General features: G+C 69.6%; 13 protein-coding genes. 8 read left to right on the forward strand and 5 right to left on the reverse strand.

The window, feature by feature from the left end; translation table 11 throughout:
* Positions 1-125: 125 nt before the first annotated feature.
* Positions 126-1034, forward strand: coding sequence for a DinB family protein (locus tag ABN028_RS09385; protein WP_349696311.1), 909 nt, complete (start codon positions 126-128; stop codon positions 1032-1034).
* A gap of 366 nt (positions 1035-1400) precedes the next feature.
* Here the strand turns inward: ABN028_RS09385 and ABN028_RS09390 are convergent, their stop codons facing one another.
* From ABN028_RS09390 to ABN028_RS09410, 5 genes are all read right to left on the reverse strand, one after another.
* Positions 1401-2858 carry a sulfatase family protein gene (locus ABN028_RS09390; protein ID WP_349696312.1) on the reverse strand — a complete coding sequence of 486 codons (1458 nt, stop codon included), beginning with the start codon at positions 2856-2858 and terminating at the stop codon, positions 1401-1403.
* Between the two features lie 76 nt (positions 2859-2934).
* Positions 2935-3954, reverse strand: a complete 1020-nt coding sequence (locus ABN028_RS09395) for a LacI family DNA-binding transcriptional regulator (RefSeq protein ID WP_349696313.1) — start codon at positions 3952-3954, stop codon at positions 2935-2937.
* A gap of 150 nt (positions 3955-4104) precedes the next feature.
* Positions 4105-4539, reverse strand: coding sequence for a hypothetical protein (locus ABN028_RS09400; protein ID WP_349696314.1), 435 nt, complete (start codon positions 4537-4539; stop codon positions 4105-4107).
* 222 nt (positions 4540-4761) lie between these two features.
* Positions 4762-5775 (reverse strand): magnesium/cobalt transporter CorA, encoded by a 1014-nt coding sequence (corA, locus tag ABN028_RS09405; RefSeq protein ID WP_349696315.1) that lies wholly within the window; start codon positions 5773-5775, stop codon positions 4762-4764.
* A 132-nt stretch (positions 5776-5907) separates the two neighbouring features.
* The gene (locus ABN028_RS09410; RefSeq protein ID WP_349326098.1) at positions 5908-6600 is read right to left on the reverse strand and encodes a hypothetical protein; all 693 of its coding nucleotides are present in this window, start codon (positions 6598-6600) and stop codon (positions 5908-5910) included.
* A gap of 138 nt (positions 6601-6738) precedes the next feature.
* Between ABN028_RS09410 and ABN028_RS09415 the strand changes: the two genes are divergently transcribed.
* The 7 genes from ABN028_RS09415 to proB all read left to right on the forward strand — a co-directional run bounded on the left by ABN028_RS09415 (position 6739) and on the right by proB (position 16485).
* Positions 6739-8670: a TIGR03960 family B12-binding radical SAM protein gene (locus ABN028_RS09415; RefSeq protein ID WP_349696316.1), complete on the forward strand. Its 1932-nt coding sequence runs from the start codon at positions 6739-6741 to the stop codon at positions 8668-8670.
* Positions 8671-8680: 10 nt separating this feature from the next.
* Positions 8681-9547 carry a TIGR03936 family radical SAM-associated protein gene (locus tag ABN028_RS09420; RefSeq protein ID WP_349326100.1) on the forward strand — a complete coding sequence of 289 codons (867 nt, stop codon included), beginning with the start codon at positions 8681-8683 and terminating at the stop codon, positions 9545-9547.
* A 182-nt stretch (positions 9548-9729) separates the two neighbouring features.
* Positions 9730-12903 (forward strand): Rne/Rng family ribonuclease, encoded by a 3174-nt coding sequence (locus ABN028_RS09425; RefSeq protein WP_349696317.1) that lies wholly within the window; start codon positions 9730-9732, stop codon positions 12901-12903.
* A gap of 249 nt (positions 12904-13152) precedes the next feature.
* Positions 13153-13464 (forward strand): 50S ribosomal protein L21, encoded by a 312-nt coding sequence (gene rplU / locus ABN028_RS09430; RefSeq protein ID WP_349326624.1) that lies wholly within the window; start codon positions 13153-13155, stop codon positions 13462-13464.
* 69 nt (positions 13465-13533) lie between these two features.
* Complete coding sequence (rpmA, locus tag ABN028_RS09435) at positions 13534-13803, forward strand: 50S ribosomal protein L27 (protein ID WP_349326102.1); 270 nt, start codon at positions 13534-13536, stop codon at positions 13801-13803.
* Positions 13804-13981: 178 nt separating this feature from the next.
* A complete protein-coding gene (obgE, locus tag ABN028_RS09440) occupies positions 13982-15343 on the forward strand; it encodes a GTPase ObgE (protein WP_349696318.1) in 1362 nt (453 codons plus the stop codon).
* The gene (proB, locus tag ABN028_RS09445) at positions 15343-16485 is read left to right on the forward strand and encodes a glutamate 5-kinase (protein ID WP_349326104.1); all 1143 of its coding nucleotides are present in this window, start codon (positions 15343-15345) and stop codon (positions 16483-16485) included. The genes obgE and proB overlap by 1 nt, the downstream gene beginning before the upstream one ends.
* Positions 16486-16493 lie beyond the last annotated feature (8 nt).

Genomic DNA, 16493 nt, shown 5'->3' on the forward strand with positions numbered 1-16493 from the left:
GCGACCGGAGACAGCGCCCGCGTACGAAGTCTCTCAGGACCCGGTTGTCGCGATTCGAGTGGTCACCGGAGTCGATCAGGAATCGAGGACCTGTACTGTCCGCGAGCCGTCGTACGGTGCCGGGCATGACCTACCTCAAGTCTGACCTGGTCGGCCTGTCCGACTACGCGTGGAGCCGGCTGCGGACCCGGCTCACGGGGCTCACGGACGAGGAGTACCTCTGGGATCCCGCGCCCGACTGCTGGTCCGTGCGCGCGGTGGGGGACGGGACCTTCGCCATGGACTCGGCGGCTCTGCCGCCGGAGCCCGCGCCCTTCACCACGGCCGCCTGGCGGATCAGCCACGTCATCGACGTTCTCCAGGCCGCGCGTACGGCGACCTGGGTCGACGTGGCGCCGACGCCTGAGGACGGCGAACCGGCCGTGCCTGGCACCGCGGCCGACGCACTGCGGGCGCTCGACCGCGCCCACGCTGCCTGGCGCCGCCGGTTGACGGCGGTCGACGAGGACGGGCTGGGTACGACGATGGGCCCGATCGCCGGTCCGTACGCCGCACACACGCGGCTGTCGTTCATCCTGCACATCCTGGACGAGCTCATCCACCACGGTGCCGAGATCGCGGTCGTGCGCGACCTCTACCGTGCGAGTCGGCCGCGGGAGCCGTTCGTTGCCGCCTGCCTGGGGGGTGACATGGCAGTGGCCAAGGCGTTGTGGGCCGCCGATCCCGGCGTGGTCGACGTGGCGCGGTCCGGCCAACCGGACCTGCTGCGTCTGGCCGCCGCCCGCCAGCGGTGGGATGTCGTACGCCTGCTCGTCGAACTCGGGTTTCCGGTCAACCTCGCGGCGGGCGAACCGGGTGCGTCGGCGCTCCACTACGCCGCCGGGGCGGGCGAGGTCGAGGTGGTCAGGCTTCTCGTCGAGCGCGGTGCCGACCGGGGTGTCGCGGATCCGACGTTCAGCGACACTCCGCGGGGCTGGGCGGCGCACTTCGGCCACGACAAGGTAGCGGCCTATCTCGACGCTCTGCAGGCGTAGCGCGCGCCGCTGCAAATGACCACGCTGAGCAGGTATGTGGTAGCCGGCAGCGTGTCGGTGCCTGTCCCGGTGTACAGGCGCCGTGCTCGGCCCGGAGATTGACCACGTTGAGCAGGCTTGTGGGACTCCGCAAAGTGTCGGCGCCTGTTCCGGCGAGCAGACGCCTGGTTGGCGCGGTGAGTGACCTTGGTGAGCAGGCTTGTGGAGCCTGAGTGACCTTGGTGTGCAGGCTTGTGGAGTCCCGCGGCGCGTGGTGCCTGTTCGGGCGAGCAGACGCATGCTCAGCGTGGTCATTCTCCGGCGTTCGCCGCCCTATTGCCCGGCGCTCACGGTCATCCGCGGCGACCTGCAGGTCTTGCGCAGGGTTCACCTGCTGGCGGGCGGCTGGTGGCCGAAGCGGGTGGGCGTACGTGTCGACGTGTGGACGGCCGGGTCGGTTCTGCGCTGAGCGACCGCGGGCACGGCGGGCGCCGGCTCGATCTGCGCCTCCGCCTCGCCGGCCTCGCGCATCCGCGCGACCAGCCGCGCCCGCAGGCCGTCCGCCACCTTGCGGTGCGACGGCATCCCCGCCAGGTTGACCAGTTCGTACGGATCGTTGGCGAGGTCGTAGAGCGCCGTCTCCACGTACCGGGTCCCAGCGGCGTCGTTCCACGGGTGCGCGTCGGGGTCGACGACGTAGTACTTCCACCGGGACGTACGCACCGCCCGGCCCACTTCGGACTCGCTGACCTGGACGAACACCTCCTCCGGCCACTCGGCCGCAGGGTCGCGCAGCAACGGCAGGAACGACCGCCCCTGCATCTGCGCCGGCACCTCCAACCCCGCCGCGTCGAGCAGCGTCGGCGGTAGGTCGATCGTGCTGACCGGCCGATCCAACGCACCGCCGCCGTCGAAGCCCGGACCCCGCAGGGCCAGCGGCACCCGGATCGAGGCGTCGTGGCAGGACCGCTTGTACTCCGTGTTCCGGGTCTTGAAGTGGCTGCCGTGGTCGGAGGTGAACGCCACGATCGTGTCGTCGGCCAGTCCCATGCTCCGCAGCGCGTCGAGCAGCCGGCCAAACCCCTCGTCGATCCTGCGTACCTGTCCGCAATAGCCACCGAGGTGCTGGTGCGCCGTGCCGAGCCCTTTCGCCGACAGCGCGGCCAGGTCGGGCGGCATCCACCTGCCCTGGTAGCGCTCCGCGTAACCCTCGGGCGCCGGATAGGTGTCGACCTCGTTCTGGTGGTGCGGCTCGATCAGCGAAAGGAAGAGGTAGAACGGCGTGGCCGCGCCGGAACCGTCGGGCGACGAGCGATCGGCAACGAACCGGATCGCCGCGTCGATCAACGCGTCGGACCGGTAGCCGGGCAGCATCACCGGCGTACCGGAGTCGTCGAACACTGTGGTGCGGTAGGCGTCGGAAACGAACTCCAACACGTTGGCCCCAAGCCACGACTGGTAGTTGCCGCGCTGCGCCTCCGGCACGGGTTCGGTATTGGCGAGGTGCCACTTGCCGATGTAGCCGGTCGCGTAGCCGGCCGATCCGAAGTGGTGGGCGAGCGTGCGGGCGTCGTCGGGAAGTATGCGGCCGTTGCGATAGACGCCGGACGTCGTGGGATAGACCCCGGTCTGGATCGCCGCACGGGCGGGTGCGCACACCGGCTGTGGTGTGAACGCCTGTACCGCATGGGTTCCGGCCCGCGCCAGCGCATCGAAATTCGGCGTGAGGTCGAGCGGGTTTCCGTGCACGCCGGTCGTGTCCCAGCGCTGCTGGTCGGTGAAGACCACGATGACGTTGGGACGTCTGGCCGGGGAACTCGACGGCGTGGGCGAATCTGATGGCATCGACGAACCTTTCGCAGGGGGTTGGGGCGACGGCGTGGCGTGGGAAGCCCGGCTCACACTGATACCACTCGAGGCATCAGGCCGAGCCGCGGCGGATGAAGGACCAGGGAGTGAGGCGTTCGCGCCCTGGCAGCGGTGTGTCGCGCAGGACGCGGTCGAACAACAGGCGTGCGACCTCCGCGTAGTCCTGCGCCGCCGGTCCGACGGTGCTGAGGGCGGGTCTGGTGACGACGCCCTCCTCCAGGTTGCCGACCCCGATCACGGCCACGTCCTCTGGTACGGCGAGCCCGGCATCAACCGTGGCACGGATCGCGCTGATGGCGGCCCGGTCCGACGCCGCGAAGATCGCGTCCGGCCGGTCGGGCCGGGCAAGGAGATCCGTCACGGCCCGGTAGCCGGCAACGCGCGAGTTCGCCCCCGGCACGATGATCTGCTCTCTAGCAGGGACGCCGTGGCGTTCGAGGGCGTCGACATACGCGGTCCGGCGTTCAGATGCTTCCTCGGCTGCCACCTCGTGCGCGTGCCCGACGAAGGCGATCCGTCGCCGGCCACTCCGGAAGAGATGGTCGAGAGCATCGCCGCACGCCTGGCGTTCCGGGGCTCGTACGACATCGAAGCCGTCCGGCCTCACGCTGTTGCTCATCACGACCAACGGGAGTCCCGCGCGGGCAAGGCTGGCGAGAGTGTCCTCCTGCATGTGCGGGACGGAGGATGCGATGACGGCGCCGTCGGCGATCCGCTGGCGCAGGAGATCGACGGCCTTGAGCGCCCGAGCAGGCGTGTCGACGACGAGTGTGATCACGCCGTAGCCGGCATCGTCGGCACTGGCGTGCAGGTCGATCGCGAGTTCGTCATAGGCGGGTACGCCGATGGATCCCACGACCAGAACGACCCGTTCAGTTCGCCGGCGTCGCAGGCTGCGGGCGGACTGGTTGGGTGCGTACGCCAGTTGCTGGGCGGCAGCCAGTACCCGATCCCTCGTCTGGGCGCTTACCCGGCGGTCGTCTCGTCCGTTCATGACGTAGGAAACGGTCGCGATCGAGACGCCGGCGAGTTCGGCGACGTCCCGTGAGGTCGGATGCTGGCGACCTGGCATGGTTATACGTTTAAGGAGGCGACCTCCAGGGTCAACCTTCTGTCCGCCACCGGGCACCGGGGCCATCACGGATGCAAAAGTACGCGGTCTACGAGCCGGCACACGAAGCGGCACGGCCGCCGTGAGTGCCGGCGAAGCGCGCGGGCCTGGTCAGGATACGAGGGCGGGTCCCGAGCCGAAGACTGCCGGCGGCGGCGCTCCTCGGCCGGCGGGCCGCCTCGGGGCTCCAGGCTCCGCCTCAGCGGCAGAGCCGACCTTGACCTCGGCCTCGGGCCCGACCGCACCGGCCCTGACCTCGGGCTCAGGTTCAGCCTCGGGCTCAGGTTCAGCCTCAGCCTCAGGTTCGTCCGCGACCTCAGCGTCCGGCTCCGGCGTGGCGGGAGCGGCGCCAGGGATGATCGTGCGCGACACGGTGACCGGAACGCTGAGTGCCACCTCGGCGCTGTCGTCACCTGCCAGGGGTGGCGTGCCGACCTGAACGGGCGCGGAGTCGGCGGCGCCGAGCGCCCTCGCCCGCGCGACCCAGGTCTCGACATCGGCGAGGGTCAGGTCGGCGCCAGTGGGGAGCAGCAAGAACGCAGCCATGCGCCTATGGTGCCATCCGCCAGCCCCTGCGCCGATCACGCCTTGCCGGGAACCCCGACGGCGACCCTCCAACTGGTTGGGGGTGCCCGCCCCTGTGGCGGAGCCGCGCTGGTGGGGGGTGCCCCTGTGGCGGAGCCGGGCTGGTGGGGGGTGCCCCTGTGGCGAACCCATTGGTCGGGGTGCCCCTCTTCCACGTGAGGGGAGCGGTGGACGCGCCGCCCCTCAGAGCCAGCCGCGGATCTTGAAGAAGGCGTAGAGGATCAGCCCCACCACGAACATCAGTCCGAGCGCGAACGGATAGCCATAGGCCCAGTCCAGCTCGGGCATGGAGGCGAAGTTCATGCCGTAGACCGTGCCCACCAGCGTCGGCGCGAAGATGATGGCGGCCCATCCCGAGATCCGCTTGACCTGTTCGTTCTGCTCGAAGCTTGCCTCGGAGAGCCGCTTCATCTCCTCGTTCTGCCTCTGGGCGACGAGCGCGGAGTTGACGGTCAGCATGGACCCCAGCAGTTGCCGGAACGAATCAACCCGCTCCGCGACCCGTACCGCGTGGTCCCGGACGTCACGCAGCAGCCGACGCAGCTCGAGGTCGACGGCGTATTTGTCGAAGCCCGCCATCAGCGCGTCGAGCACCTCGACCAGCGGCCGGCACGCCCGGTCGAACTCGATCACCTCGCGGGAGAGCTGGTAGACCCGGCGGGACACCTCGATCTCGCCGCCGAAGACCTCGGTCTCGATCTCGTCCAGGTCGTGCTGCAGGCCCCGGAGGACGGGCTGATAGTCGTCGACGACCTGGTCCATGATCGCGTAGAGCACGGCCTCCGGACCCATCTTCAACAGGTCCGGCTGTCCCTCCAGGCGACTGCGTACCGGCTTCAGCTCGGGCGCGGGGCCGTGCCGGATGGTGACCACGAAGTCGGGCCCGACGAACACGTGCAGCTCATCGATCTCGACGACCTCTTCGTGGTCGACGTAGCGGGCCGGCCGCAGGACCACGAACAGCGTGTTGCCGTAGCGTTCGAGCTTCGGTCGCTGGTGGGCGTGCACCGCGTCCTCGACGGCGAGCTCGTGCAGGCTGAACTCCCGGGCGACCGACCTGATCTCGTCGTCGTCGGGTCGGTAGAGCCCGATCCACCCCATGCCGCCACTCTGGCGGAGCAGGTCGTAGGTCTGGTCGAGCGACTCCGGCTCCATCCGGTGCCCGCCCGCGTAGATCGCGTTGTCGACGACGCTCATTGCGGTCCTTTGTGTCAGCGGCTCCTACTCGGGTGCCATTGTGCCCGCAATGTCGTACGCATTCCGGCTGCCGAGCCGGCGTGGTCTTCGGTGTCGTCCGGATGCCGCCTCTACCTCGGCGTAACTCTGGCGCTACGCACTGCCGCCGGCGAGGAAGGTCGCGAACTCGGCAGGCGTCCGCACCCCGTGGTTCAGGACGGCGTCGTAGACCTCCATGCCGCCGACCTCGTACGGATAACAGTCCAGGCGATGCCACACGTCCTTGATCCACAAGACGGCGAGGCGTGTCTCGTCCGTGAGCCGCTCGCGGAGCCGCCCCGCGTCGATGAACTCGCCCCGAGGTCCGGCGTCGGTCCAGAAGGACAGATCGATCTTCCACTCCTGGTCCCCGGCGCCGAGGTAGTGGAGGACGGCGTAGTAGCGCTGGTCGTGGGTGCCGCCTGACGGGCTGCGGGGACCCACCTCGTTCCGGTACTCCGCCTCGAGCAGGCGCGGATCGGCGAGCAGGTCGCGGAGCGCTGTCGCCACGTCACGGCCAGGCTCCGCACCGGTGCAGTAGATGCTGAGGTCGAGGTCACGCCACACCATCAACCCGGACGCCGCGCTGCCGATCGGCACCACCCGCCCCACCTGGCCGAGTACGACGTCGAGCCTGAGGTCGGCGCTCACCTGCCCCGCCTCGGCCTGGAGATCGTCCTGCCGCTGGAGCAGTTCGGCGACGCGGGCGGGATCGAGGGCCCGATCCGCCGCCGCGGCGTCCGCCTCGGTCCGCGGAGCTTCCGGGTTCCCGGTCCCGGTTACGCTGTCTGCTTCGTACGACCCCACCGATACCTCCGACCCACTGAGTTCTCCGACCCCATCGAGCCTCGAGTCCAAACCTGACGATCTGGCCCTCGGACCCAGGTATTTCCGCTACAGATCCACAGAGTGTTGCGTACATCCCGCCCCGGAGGCACCACGAAAATGCCCGTCGAGTCGCTCTTCCCCCGGTTGGAACCGCTGTTGCCGCAGGTGCAGAAGCCGATCCAGTACGTCGGCGGCGAGCTGAACTCGACCGTCAAGGACTGGAACGCGGCGCAGGTCCGCTGGGCGTTGATGTACCCCGACGCCTACGAGGTGGGCCTGCCCAACCAGGGCATCCAGATCCTCTACGAGATCCTGAACGAACGCGACTGGATCCTCGCCGAGCGCACGTACTCCGTCTGGCCCGACATGGAGCGGGTGATGCGGGAACACGGCATCGGCCAGTTCACGGTCGACGGGCACCGCCCGGTCCAGGCGTTCGACGTCCTTGGTGTGTCGTTCGCGACCGAGCTGGGCTACACGAATCTCCTCACGGCGCTCGATCTCGCCGGCATCCCGCTGGAGTCGCGGGACCGTACCGACGCGCACCCGATCGTGCTGGCGGGCGGGCACTCGGCGTTCAACCCCGAGCCGATCGCCGACTTCCTCGACGCCGCGGTCCTGGGCGACGGTGAGGAGATCGTCCTGGCGATCAGCGAGGTGATCCGCGAGTGGAAGGCCGAGGGTGGCCCAGGCGGGCGGACCGAGCTGCTGCGTCGCCTCGCCGCGTCCGGCGGTGTCTACGTACCAGCCTTCTACGACGTCGACTACCTCCCGGACGGACGCATCAAGCGGGTGGTTCCCAACCGCAGTGGCATCCCGATGCGCGTCGTCAAGCACACGTTGACAGACCTCGACGAGTGGCCGTACCCGAAGAAACCCCTTGTGCCGTTGGCCGAAACCGTGCACGAGCGGTACTCGGTCGAGATCTTCCGCGGTTGTACGCGCGGTTGCCGGTTCTGCCAGGCGGGCATGATCACCCGGCCCGTCCGCGAACGCAGCATCACCACGATCGGGGACATGGTCCAGCAGGGCATCGAGGCGTCGGGCTTCGAGGAGGTCGGGCTCCTGTCGCTGTCGAGCGCCGACCACTCCGAGATCGGCGACGTCGCCAAGGGCCTTGCGGACCGGTACGAAGGCAGCAACGTCTCGCTGTCGCTGCCGTCCACCCGCGTCGACGCGTTCAACGTGACGCTGGCCAACGAACTCTCCCGCAGCGGCCGGCGGTCCGGGCTGACCTTCGCGCCAGAAGGCGGCAGCGAACGCCTTCGCAAGGTGATCAACAAGATGGTGTCCGAGGAGGACCTCATCCGTACCGTCAGCACGGCCTACGCCGGCGGCTGGCGCCAGGTGAAGCTCTATTTCATGTGCGGGCTCCCGACCGAGACCGACGAGGACGTCCTCGAGATCGCCGACCTCGCCCGCAAGGTCATCGCGGCCGGGCGTGAGGCGACCGGCCGGCGCGACATCCGGTGCACGGTGTCGATCGGTGGGTTCGTCCCCAAGCCGCACACGCCGTTCCAGTGGGCGGGCCAGGCGTCGTGGGAGGTCGTCGACGCGCGGCTGGCGAAGCTTCGCAAGGCGATCCGGAGTGACCGGAACTACGGCAAGGCGATCGGTCTGCGCTACCACGACGGCCAACCGTCGGTGATCGAAGGGCTCCTGTCGCGCGGCGACCGTCGGGTCGGTCGGGTGATCCGGGCGGTCTGGGACGGCGGTGGCCGCTTCGACGGGTGGAGCGAGCACTTCTCCTACGACCGCTGGGTGAAGGCGTGCGAGGAGGCGCTCGCGGACGAACCGGTCGACCTCGACTGGTACACCACGCGGGAGCGGGAAGCGGCGGAGGTCCTGCCCTGGGACCACCTGGACGCAGGGCTCGACCGCGAGTGGCTCTGGGAGGACTGGCAGGACGCCCTCGACGAGGTGGAGGTCGACGACTGCCGCTGGACGCCGTGCTTCGACTGCGGTGTCTGCCCGCAGATGGGTACGGAGATCCAGATCGGCCCGACCGGCAAGAAGCTCCTCCCCATCGCCGCCGTCTCCCACAGCTGAGTGCCGCGAGATGAGTCGCAAACCCACACCTCCCGACCGCCACACGCCGGCCACCGTCCAGCGGCTACGCCTGAGGTACGCCAAGCGCGGGCGGCTGCGGTTCACGAGCCACCGCGACTTCCAGCGGGCGCTGGAGCGGGCGCTGCGGCGGGCCGCCGTACCGATGGCGTTCTCCGCCGGCTTCAGCCCGCACCCGAAGATCTCCTTCGCGGGAGCGGCGCCTACCGGCGCGGCGAGCGAGGCAGAGTACGCAGAACTCGGGCTGGCCGTCGTCCAGGATCCCGAGGCCGTCCGGATTGCCCTGGACGCGGCGCTACCTGACGGTCTGGACGTCCTCGAGATCGTGGAGGCGCGAGGACAGTCGCTGGCCGAGCGGCTCCAGGCGTCCCACTGGCGGATCGAGGTGCCGGTCGCGGAGATGGACGGGCTTGCCGCTGCGGTGGAGGCGTTCCTCGCCCGCGAGACCGTCGAGGTGGAGCGGCTGACCAAGAACGGCCGGAAGGTGTTCGACGTCCGTCCGGCGATCCTGTGCCTCCTGGTTGCGGACCCACCGTACGACCCGGAGGCGGTCGCCGCGGCTCCTGGCGAGGTGGCTCGGGCAGTGTCTGGCAGCCCGCAACCGGTCGGTTACCAGGTGTCGAGCCAGGCCTGTGCGATACTGCAGGTGGTCGTCCGGCATGGAACGCCCGCCGTACGACCCGACGATGTCCTCTCCGGGCTCCGCCTGGCGTCTGGGTTCGAGCTGTCGATGTCGCCTCGTGCGACCCGGCTGGCGCAGGGCCCTTGGGACGAGGTGTCCGGCACCGTGGGCGATCCGTTGGCGCTCGACCGCGACGCCCCCGTCACACCGAAAGTGGCGGAGGCCGTTCCGCGGTAGGCCAGAGCAGCCGGGGTTGCGGTGCTGCCGGTGAGAACGTCGTCGCGGCGATCGGAGAGAACCATTTCTCCCGGTCGGAGCCGACGAAGACGACTTACGTCCGCGTTGCCCAGCGCAACGCAGGCGACCGACAGGGCCCTTGTGCGGCTTTCGAGCCCGAGGGCTGACAGGAGAAAGACTGCATGCTCGACCACGAGCAAGACACCAACAAGTCAGAACCAGCTGAAGATCCTTCGCAGACCGCCGCGAATCCGGCCGACGACCAGCAGGCCGACTCGCCCGGGCGGCGGTCGAGCCGGAAACGGACGACCTCGCGGAAGTCCGCCCGCTCGAAGTCCGACGCGGGGGAGTCCTCCGGCGACCCGGGCACCACGCGTGACAGCGGCGACAGCGGCAGTGTCGGCACGGGTGGCAGCCCCGGGGAACCACCGGCAGGATCCGGGCGAGCAGCCCAGCCCCCCGCGCAGACCGTGGCGTTCCAGGCGCCGTCGGTGCTGTTCCAGCCGCCGACGATCGAGACCGCGCAACCGGTGACCGACGAGGTTGTCGACGAGCCCGCCCCCGGCCGGCGCAAGCGGGGCCGGACCGCCAAGGCCAGCGACACCGGCGACTCCTCTGATGCCCGCGAGGAGGCCGACACCAGCGGCGGCTCCGAGAGCGACAGCGCCGGTAGTACCGGCGCCAGCTCGGACGGCGACGACTCCGACGACGAAGGTGGCCGACGCCGGCGACGCCGGCGTGGTGGCCGGCGGCGCAACAAGAACGCCTCCGACGACGACTCCGGCGCGGACGGCGACGACAGCTCCGACGAGGACCGGTCCGAAGGTGACCGCACCTCCGGAGACGACGACGCCGAGGCCGACCGCGCAGGCGACACCGACGACAGCCAGGCCGACGACGCCGACGGGTCGGGCACTGACGACGAGTCCGGCGGCAACGGGTCCCGTCGGCGCCGGCGCCGGCGCCGGCGCAAGGGAGAGGCGATCGAGGCCGCTCCGGACGACCCAGAGACGACCATCGTCAAGGTGCGGGAACCCCGCAAGTCCGACGAGGTGACCTCGGTCGAGGGCTCGACCCGGCTCGAGGCGAAGAGGCAGCGCAGACGTGAGGGCCGCGAGGCCGGCCGCAGACGGCCGCCGATCCTGTCCGAGTCGGAGTTCCTCGCCCGCCGCGAGTCCGTCGAACGCACGATGGTGATCCGACAGCACGGCGACCGGACCCAGATCGGCGTTCTCGAGGACGACGTACTCGTCGAGCACTACGTCACCCGTGAGACCCAGTCCTCGATGATCGGCAACGTCTACCTCGGCCGGGTTCAGAACGTCCTGCCCAGCATGGAGGCCGCGTTCGTCGACATCGGCCGCGGCCGAAACGCCGTGCTCTACGCCGGTGAGGTCGACTGGAGCGGCCTGGGCCTCGAGGGTCAGCCCAAGCGGATCGAGACCGCGCTCAAGTCCGGCCAGGCCGTGCTGGTCCAGGTCACCAAGGATCCGGTCGGACACAAGGGTGCGCGGCTGACCAGCCAGATCAGCATCCCGGGGCGCTACCTCGTCTACGTACCCCACGGCTCCATGAACGGCATCAGCCGCAAGCTCCCCGACACCGAACGCAACCGGCTCAAGCAGCTGTTGAAGGAGATCGTCCCCGAGGAAGCCGGCGTGGTCGTCCGCACCGCTGCCGAGGGTGCGAGCGAGGAGGAACTCTCCCGCGACGTGTCGCGCCTCCAGGCACAGTGGCAGGAGATCGATAAGAAGGCATCGAACGGGCAGGCGCCGAACCTCCTCTACGCCGAGCCGGACCTGCTGATCAAGGTCGTCCGCGACCTCTTCACCGAGGACTTCACCCGCCTCGTCGTGTCCGGCGACGACGCGTGGGACATGGTCGAGGGCTACGTCCGCCACGTTGCCCCGCACCTGGGCAGCCGGCTGGAACGCTGGACGACGCCGAAGGATGTCTTCGCGTCGTTCCGGATCGACGAGCAGATCATGAAGGCGCTCGACCGCAAGGTGTGGCTGCCGTCGGGCGGGTCGTTGATCATCGAACGCACCGAGGCGATGACGGTCATCGACGTCAACACCGGGAAGTTCACCGGCGCTGGCGGCAACCTCGAGGAGACGGTCACCAAGAACAACCTCGAGGCGGCCGAGGAGATCGTCCGGCAACTCAGACTGCGCGACATCGGCGGCATCATCGTGGTCGACTTCATCGACATGGTGTTGGAGTCCAACCGTGACCTGGTGCTACGCCGTCTGGTGGAGTGCCTGGGCCGGGACCGTACGAAGCACCAGGTGGCCGAGGTGACCTCGCTCGGGCTGGTCCAGATGACCCGGAAGCGGATCGGTACCGGCCTGCTCGAGTCGTTCAGCGAGCCCTGCGAGGCGTGCAACGGTCGCGGGTTCCACATCCGGCTCGATCCTGTCGAGTCCGACGATCACCCGGCGGACGGCGAGGGCGGACGCCGGTCGCGCCGGCGGCGGCGCGGAGGGGGCGGGGGAGCCGCTACGGCGGAGGGCCTCGATACCGACGAGGCATCGTCGGAGCCGGACGCCCAGCCCGAGACGGACGACCAACCTGCCGCAGAGGCTGGGTCCGACGCGGACACCGCAGAAGCTCCGACCGCGGTGGAGGCCGATACCGCGCCAGCGCCCGAGGCGCCGGTTGCGGCAGACGCCCACGCCCAACTCGTGGCGGCGGCCGACGCTCAACTCGCCGCGGAGGCTGAGACACACGAGGCCGTCGAGGCCAGGGCTGAGGAGGCGGTCGAGGCGGTCGGGGCCCGGCCTGACGAAGTGGTCGAGGCGGTCGGGGCCCGGCCTGACGAAGTGGTCGAGGCGGTCGGGGCCCGGCCTGACGAAGTGGTCGAGGCGGTCGCGGCCAGGGCTGACGAGGCGGTCGAGGTGGAGCCGTCAGCACCGGCGGTGGCTGAGGTCCAGCCTTCCCCCGCCCAGGAACCCGCCCACGTCGACGAACCTAGTCAGCTGGGCGAACCTAGTCAGCTGGGCGAACCTAGTCAGCTGGGCGAACCTAGTCAGCTGGGCGAACCTAGTCAGCTGGGCGAACCCGGTCAGCCAGGCGAACCCGGTCAGCCAGGCGAACCTAGTCAGCCAGGCGAACCTAGTCAGCCAGGCGAACCTAGTCAGCCAGCCGAGCCCAGCGACCAGGGCGAAGCGCCCGGTCACGGCGAAGCACCCGATCACGGCGAAGCGTCTCAGCAGGGCGAAGCGCCGGAGCACGATGAAGCGCCCCATTCGGACGAAACGGTCCTGGAGGGGGCACAGCAGGAGACACAGCAGGAGACACCGAAGGAGACACCGCAGGCCCAGGGGAGTCCCGTCGGTCGTACCAGCTGGTGGTGACCGACCAGGGACCGACGGTGCTCCGTGGGGCGGTCTCGACCTCGCCTCGGTCCACCCTGGCGCCGGCCGCGCGCTCACCCGCTTTGGACCCCATCGCCTCGGTTGGGTATCCTCAACGATCGGCGCGGAGTTCGCGTCTTCGTCGTGTCTGCCGTCGTTGGTCCGGCGCAGTCCTCTGAACTTCGAAGGCGCATAGATCCGAAGCTGCACTTCCCGAAGAGCTTTATCCCGAAGAGAGTGAGACGAGCGGTGTACGCGATCGTGCGCAGTGGCGGCCGGCAGCACAAGGTTGTGGTCGGCGACGTCCTCGAGGTCAACCGGCTCGCCGAGGAGACTGGTGCCACAGTGCAGCTTCCGGCGGTGCTGTTGGTCGACGGCGAGACCGTCACCTCCGACGCCGCGGCGCTCGGCAAGGTCGCGGTCACCGCCGAGGTCCTCGGCGACGCCAAGGGACCGAAGATCAACATTCTCAAGTTCAAGAACAAGACGGGCTACCGCCGCCGCCAGGGTCACCGCCAGAAGCTGACGCAGCTCAAGGTGACCGGCATCGAGACGAAGTAGTCCTCACACAGCACGGCAGGACCACCGGATCCTGCTCCCCACCGCGAACGACAGGCAAAGGGTCGACCGATGGCACACAAGAAGGGCGCCTCGTCCTCCAGGAACGGGCGCGACTCCAATTCGCAGCGGCTCGGCGTCAAGCGCTACGGCGGCCAGCTGGTCAACGCCGGCGAGATCATCGTCCGGCAGCGTGGCACGCACTTCCACCCCGGTGTCAACGTCGGGCGTGGCGGCGACGACACGCTGTTCGCACTGTCCCAGGGCAAGGTCGAGTTCGGCCGCCGGCGCGGGCGCCGGGTGGTGAGCATCGTCGCGGGCGACGGTGCTCCGTCTGAGTGACGCCACTTTCCTGGACAACGGAGTGATGCCGCGAACGCGGCAGTGAGACCTCGAGGGGCGGGCCAGCTGGCCCGCCCCTCTTCACATCGCCGGGGCCGTTCGCACGGGGTTTCCGGTCGCACGCCGACCGCACAGAGCACGTCGTACGCATGAAGGTTCGAGACGAGGGAGGTGAGCCGTGGCGGTTCCGACGTTCGTGGATCGGGTCACCCTGCACGTGGCCGGCGGGGATGGCGGTCATGGCTGTGCCTCCATCCACCGGGAGAAGTTCAAGCCGCTCGGCGGGCCGGACGGCGGTAATGGTGGGCGGGGCGGAAACGTCGTCCTCCAGGTCGATCCCGGCGTGACGACGCTGGTCGACTACTACCACGCACCGCACCGCCGCGGCGGCAACGGCAAGCGTGGCCAGGGCAACAACAAGTCGGGCGCCGAAGGACCCGACGTCATCCTGAGGGTTCCCGACGGCACAGTCGTCAAGTCCATAAACGGCGAGGTGCTGGTCGACCTGATCGGTTCTGGCACGTCGTACGTCATCGCGTCCGGAGGCCATGGCGGTCTCGGCAACGCGGCACTGGCCTCGAAGAAGCGTCGTGCGCCCGGTTTCGCGCTGCTCGGCGAGCCGGGCGAGCGTCGGACGGTGGTCCTGGAGCTGAAGCTGGTCGCCGACATCGGCCTGGTGGGGTTCCCGAGTGCGGGCAAGTCCAGCTTGATCGCCGCGGTGTCGCGGGCACGGCCGAAGATCGCGGACTATCCGTTCACCACACTCGTTCCCAATCTCGGTGTCGTCACGGCGGGGGACACGTCGTTCACGGTGGCCGACGTTCCGGGCTTGATCGAAGGGGCGAGCGAGGGACGCGGGCTCGGCCACGCGTTCCTGCGTCATATCGAACGCTGCAGCGCGCTGTGTCACGTGATCGACTGCGCCACGATCGAATCCGGCCGTGACCCGCTGACCGACCTCGAGGTGATCGAGGCGGAGTTGCGTGCGCACGGTGGGCTCGACGACCGTCCCCGCCTGGTGGCCCTGAACAAGGTGGATGTGCCCGAGGGGCGGGAGCTGGCCGAGATGGTACGCCCGGAGCTGGAGAGCCGCGGCTACGCCGTCTACGACGTGTCGGCGGCCACCAGGGAAGGCATGACCGAGCTGACGTACGCCATGGCCCGGCTCGTGCAGGGGCGCCGTGCCGCCATGCCGCAGGCCGAGCCGACCCGGATCGTGCTCCGCCCGAAGGCGGTGGACGACTCGGAGTTCACGGTCGTCCGCGAGGGAGAGATCTGGCGGGTCACCGGCAGCCGGCCAGAGCGGTGGGTACGCCAGACCGACTTCGCCAACGACGAGGCGGTGGGCTACCTCGCCGATCGGCTGAACCGGTTGGGCGTCGAGGACCGACTGCGCCAGCTCGGTGCGGTGCCGGGTGACGCGGTGGCGGTGGGCTCGGATGAGAACGCCGTCATCTTCGACTTCGACCCGTCGGTGGAGTCAGGGGCGGAGCTGCTCCGCGGGCCGCGCGGCAGCGACCCGCGGCTGGAGGGTCGGTGATGGCCGAGGTTCGGGCCGATGTGGCCGGGGCCCAGCGGGTGGTGGTGAAGGTGGGTTCGTCCTCGCTGACGACCCGCCGAGGTGGGATCGACCCGCACCGGATCGACGCGATGGTCGACGTCCTCGCCGACCGACTTTCCGCGGGAATCGAGATCGTCCTGGTCTCGTCCGGCGCGATCGCGAGCGGGATCGCACCGCTCGGCCTGCGTACCCGCCCGCGCGACCTCGCCACCCAGCAGGCGGCTGCCAGTGTGGGGCAGGGCCTGCTCGTCGCGCGCTACACGGAGGCGTTCGGGCGCCACGGGTTCAGGGTGGCGCAGGTCCTGCTCACGCTCGATGACGTGACCCGACGGTCCCATTACCGGAACGCCTACCGCACCTTTGCCCGGCTGCTCGAGCTCGGCGTCGTCCCGCTCGTCAACGAGAACGACTCCGTGGCCACCGAGGAGATCCGGTTCGGTGACAACGACCGGCTGGCCGCGTTGGTCGCGCACCTGGTCCACGCCGATCTGTTGGTGCTGTTCTCCGACGTCGACGGGTTGTACGACGGAGACCCCCGACGCGCCGGTACGCAACGGATCGCGGAGATCCGGGCCGAGGCCGACCTCGACCAGGTGATGCTCGGCCGGACGGGCCGCTCAGGTGTCGGGACCGGTGGGATGACGACCAAGGTGGAGGCCGCCCGAATCGCCACGGGCGCCGGCGTCCCCGTGATCCTCGCCGACGCGGCCGATGCGGCACGGGCACTCGTCGGCGAACGGGTCGGGACGTACTTCCACGTCACCGGCCGCCGACGTCCGACCCGGCTACTCTGGCTCGCACACGCGACCACGCCACGCGGGCGGCTACGCCTTGACCCGGGTGCGGTGCGTGCGGTCTGCGAACGTCGGGCATCCTTGCTCCCAGCAGGGATTGTCGAGGTCGAAGGCAGCTTCGATGCCGGCGATCCGGTGGACCTGATAGACCCGGATGGCCAGACTGTCGCTCGCGGCCTGGTCAACTTCGACGCACAGGAGCTGCCCGGTCTGCTCGGGCGGTCGACTCGTGACCTCGCGCGGGAGTTCGGTCCGGCCTACGAGCGCGAGGTCGTCCATCGGGACGATCTCGTCCTGACCCAGCGCCGGCACGGCGCCCGAGCGTGAGGAGCGCC

Origin of the sequence: Actinopolymorpha sp. B17G11, from assembly GCF_040196095.1 — a bacterium.
Taxonomy (GTDB): domain Bacteria; phylum Actinomycetota; class Actinomycetes; order Propionibacteriales; family Actinopolymorphaceae; genus Thermasporomyces.

Coding starts and splice junctions, on each gene's coding strand:
- ABN028_RS09390 (WP_349696312.1), bottom strand. CDS start 2,858: ATGCCATCAGATTCGCCCACGCCGTCGAGTTCCCCGGCCAGACGTCCC.
- ABN028_RS09425 (WP_349696317.1), top strand. CDS start 9,730: ATGCTCGACCACGAGCAAGACACCAACAAGTCAGAACCAGCTGAAGAT.
- ABN028_RS09385 (WP_349696311.1), top strand. CDS start 126: ATGACCTACCTCAAGTCTGACCTGGTCGGCCTGTCCGACTACGCGTGG.
- ABN028_RS09400 (WP_349696314.1), bottom strand. CDS start 4,539: ATGGCTGCGTTCTTGCTGCTCCCCACTGGCGCCGACCTGACCCTCGCC.
- ABN028_RS09415 (WP_349696316.1), top strand. CDS start 6,739: ATGCCCGTCGAGTCGCTCTTCCCCCGGTTGGAACCGCTGTTGCCGCAG.
- proB (WP_349326104.1), top strand. CDS start 15,343: ATGGCCGAGGTTCGGGCCGATGTGGCCGGGGCCCAGCGGGTGGTGGTG.
- rpmA (WP_349326102.1), top strand. CDS start 13,534: ATGGCACACAAGAAGGGCGCCTCGTCCTCCAGGAACGGGCGCGACTCC.
- ABN028_RS09420 (WP_349326100.1), top strand. CDS start 8,681: ATGAGTCGCAAACCCACACCTCCCGACCGCCACACGCCGGCCACCGTC.
- ABN028_RS09395 (WP_349696313.1), bottom strand. CDS start 3,954: ATGCCAGGTCGCCAGCATCCGACCTCACGGGACGTCGCCGAACTCGCC.
- corA (WP_349696315.1), bottom strand. CDS start 5,775: ATGAGCGTCGTCGACAACGCGATCTACGCGGGCGGGCACCGGATGGAG.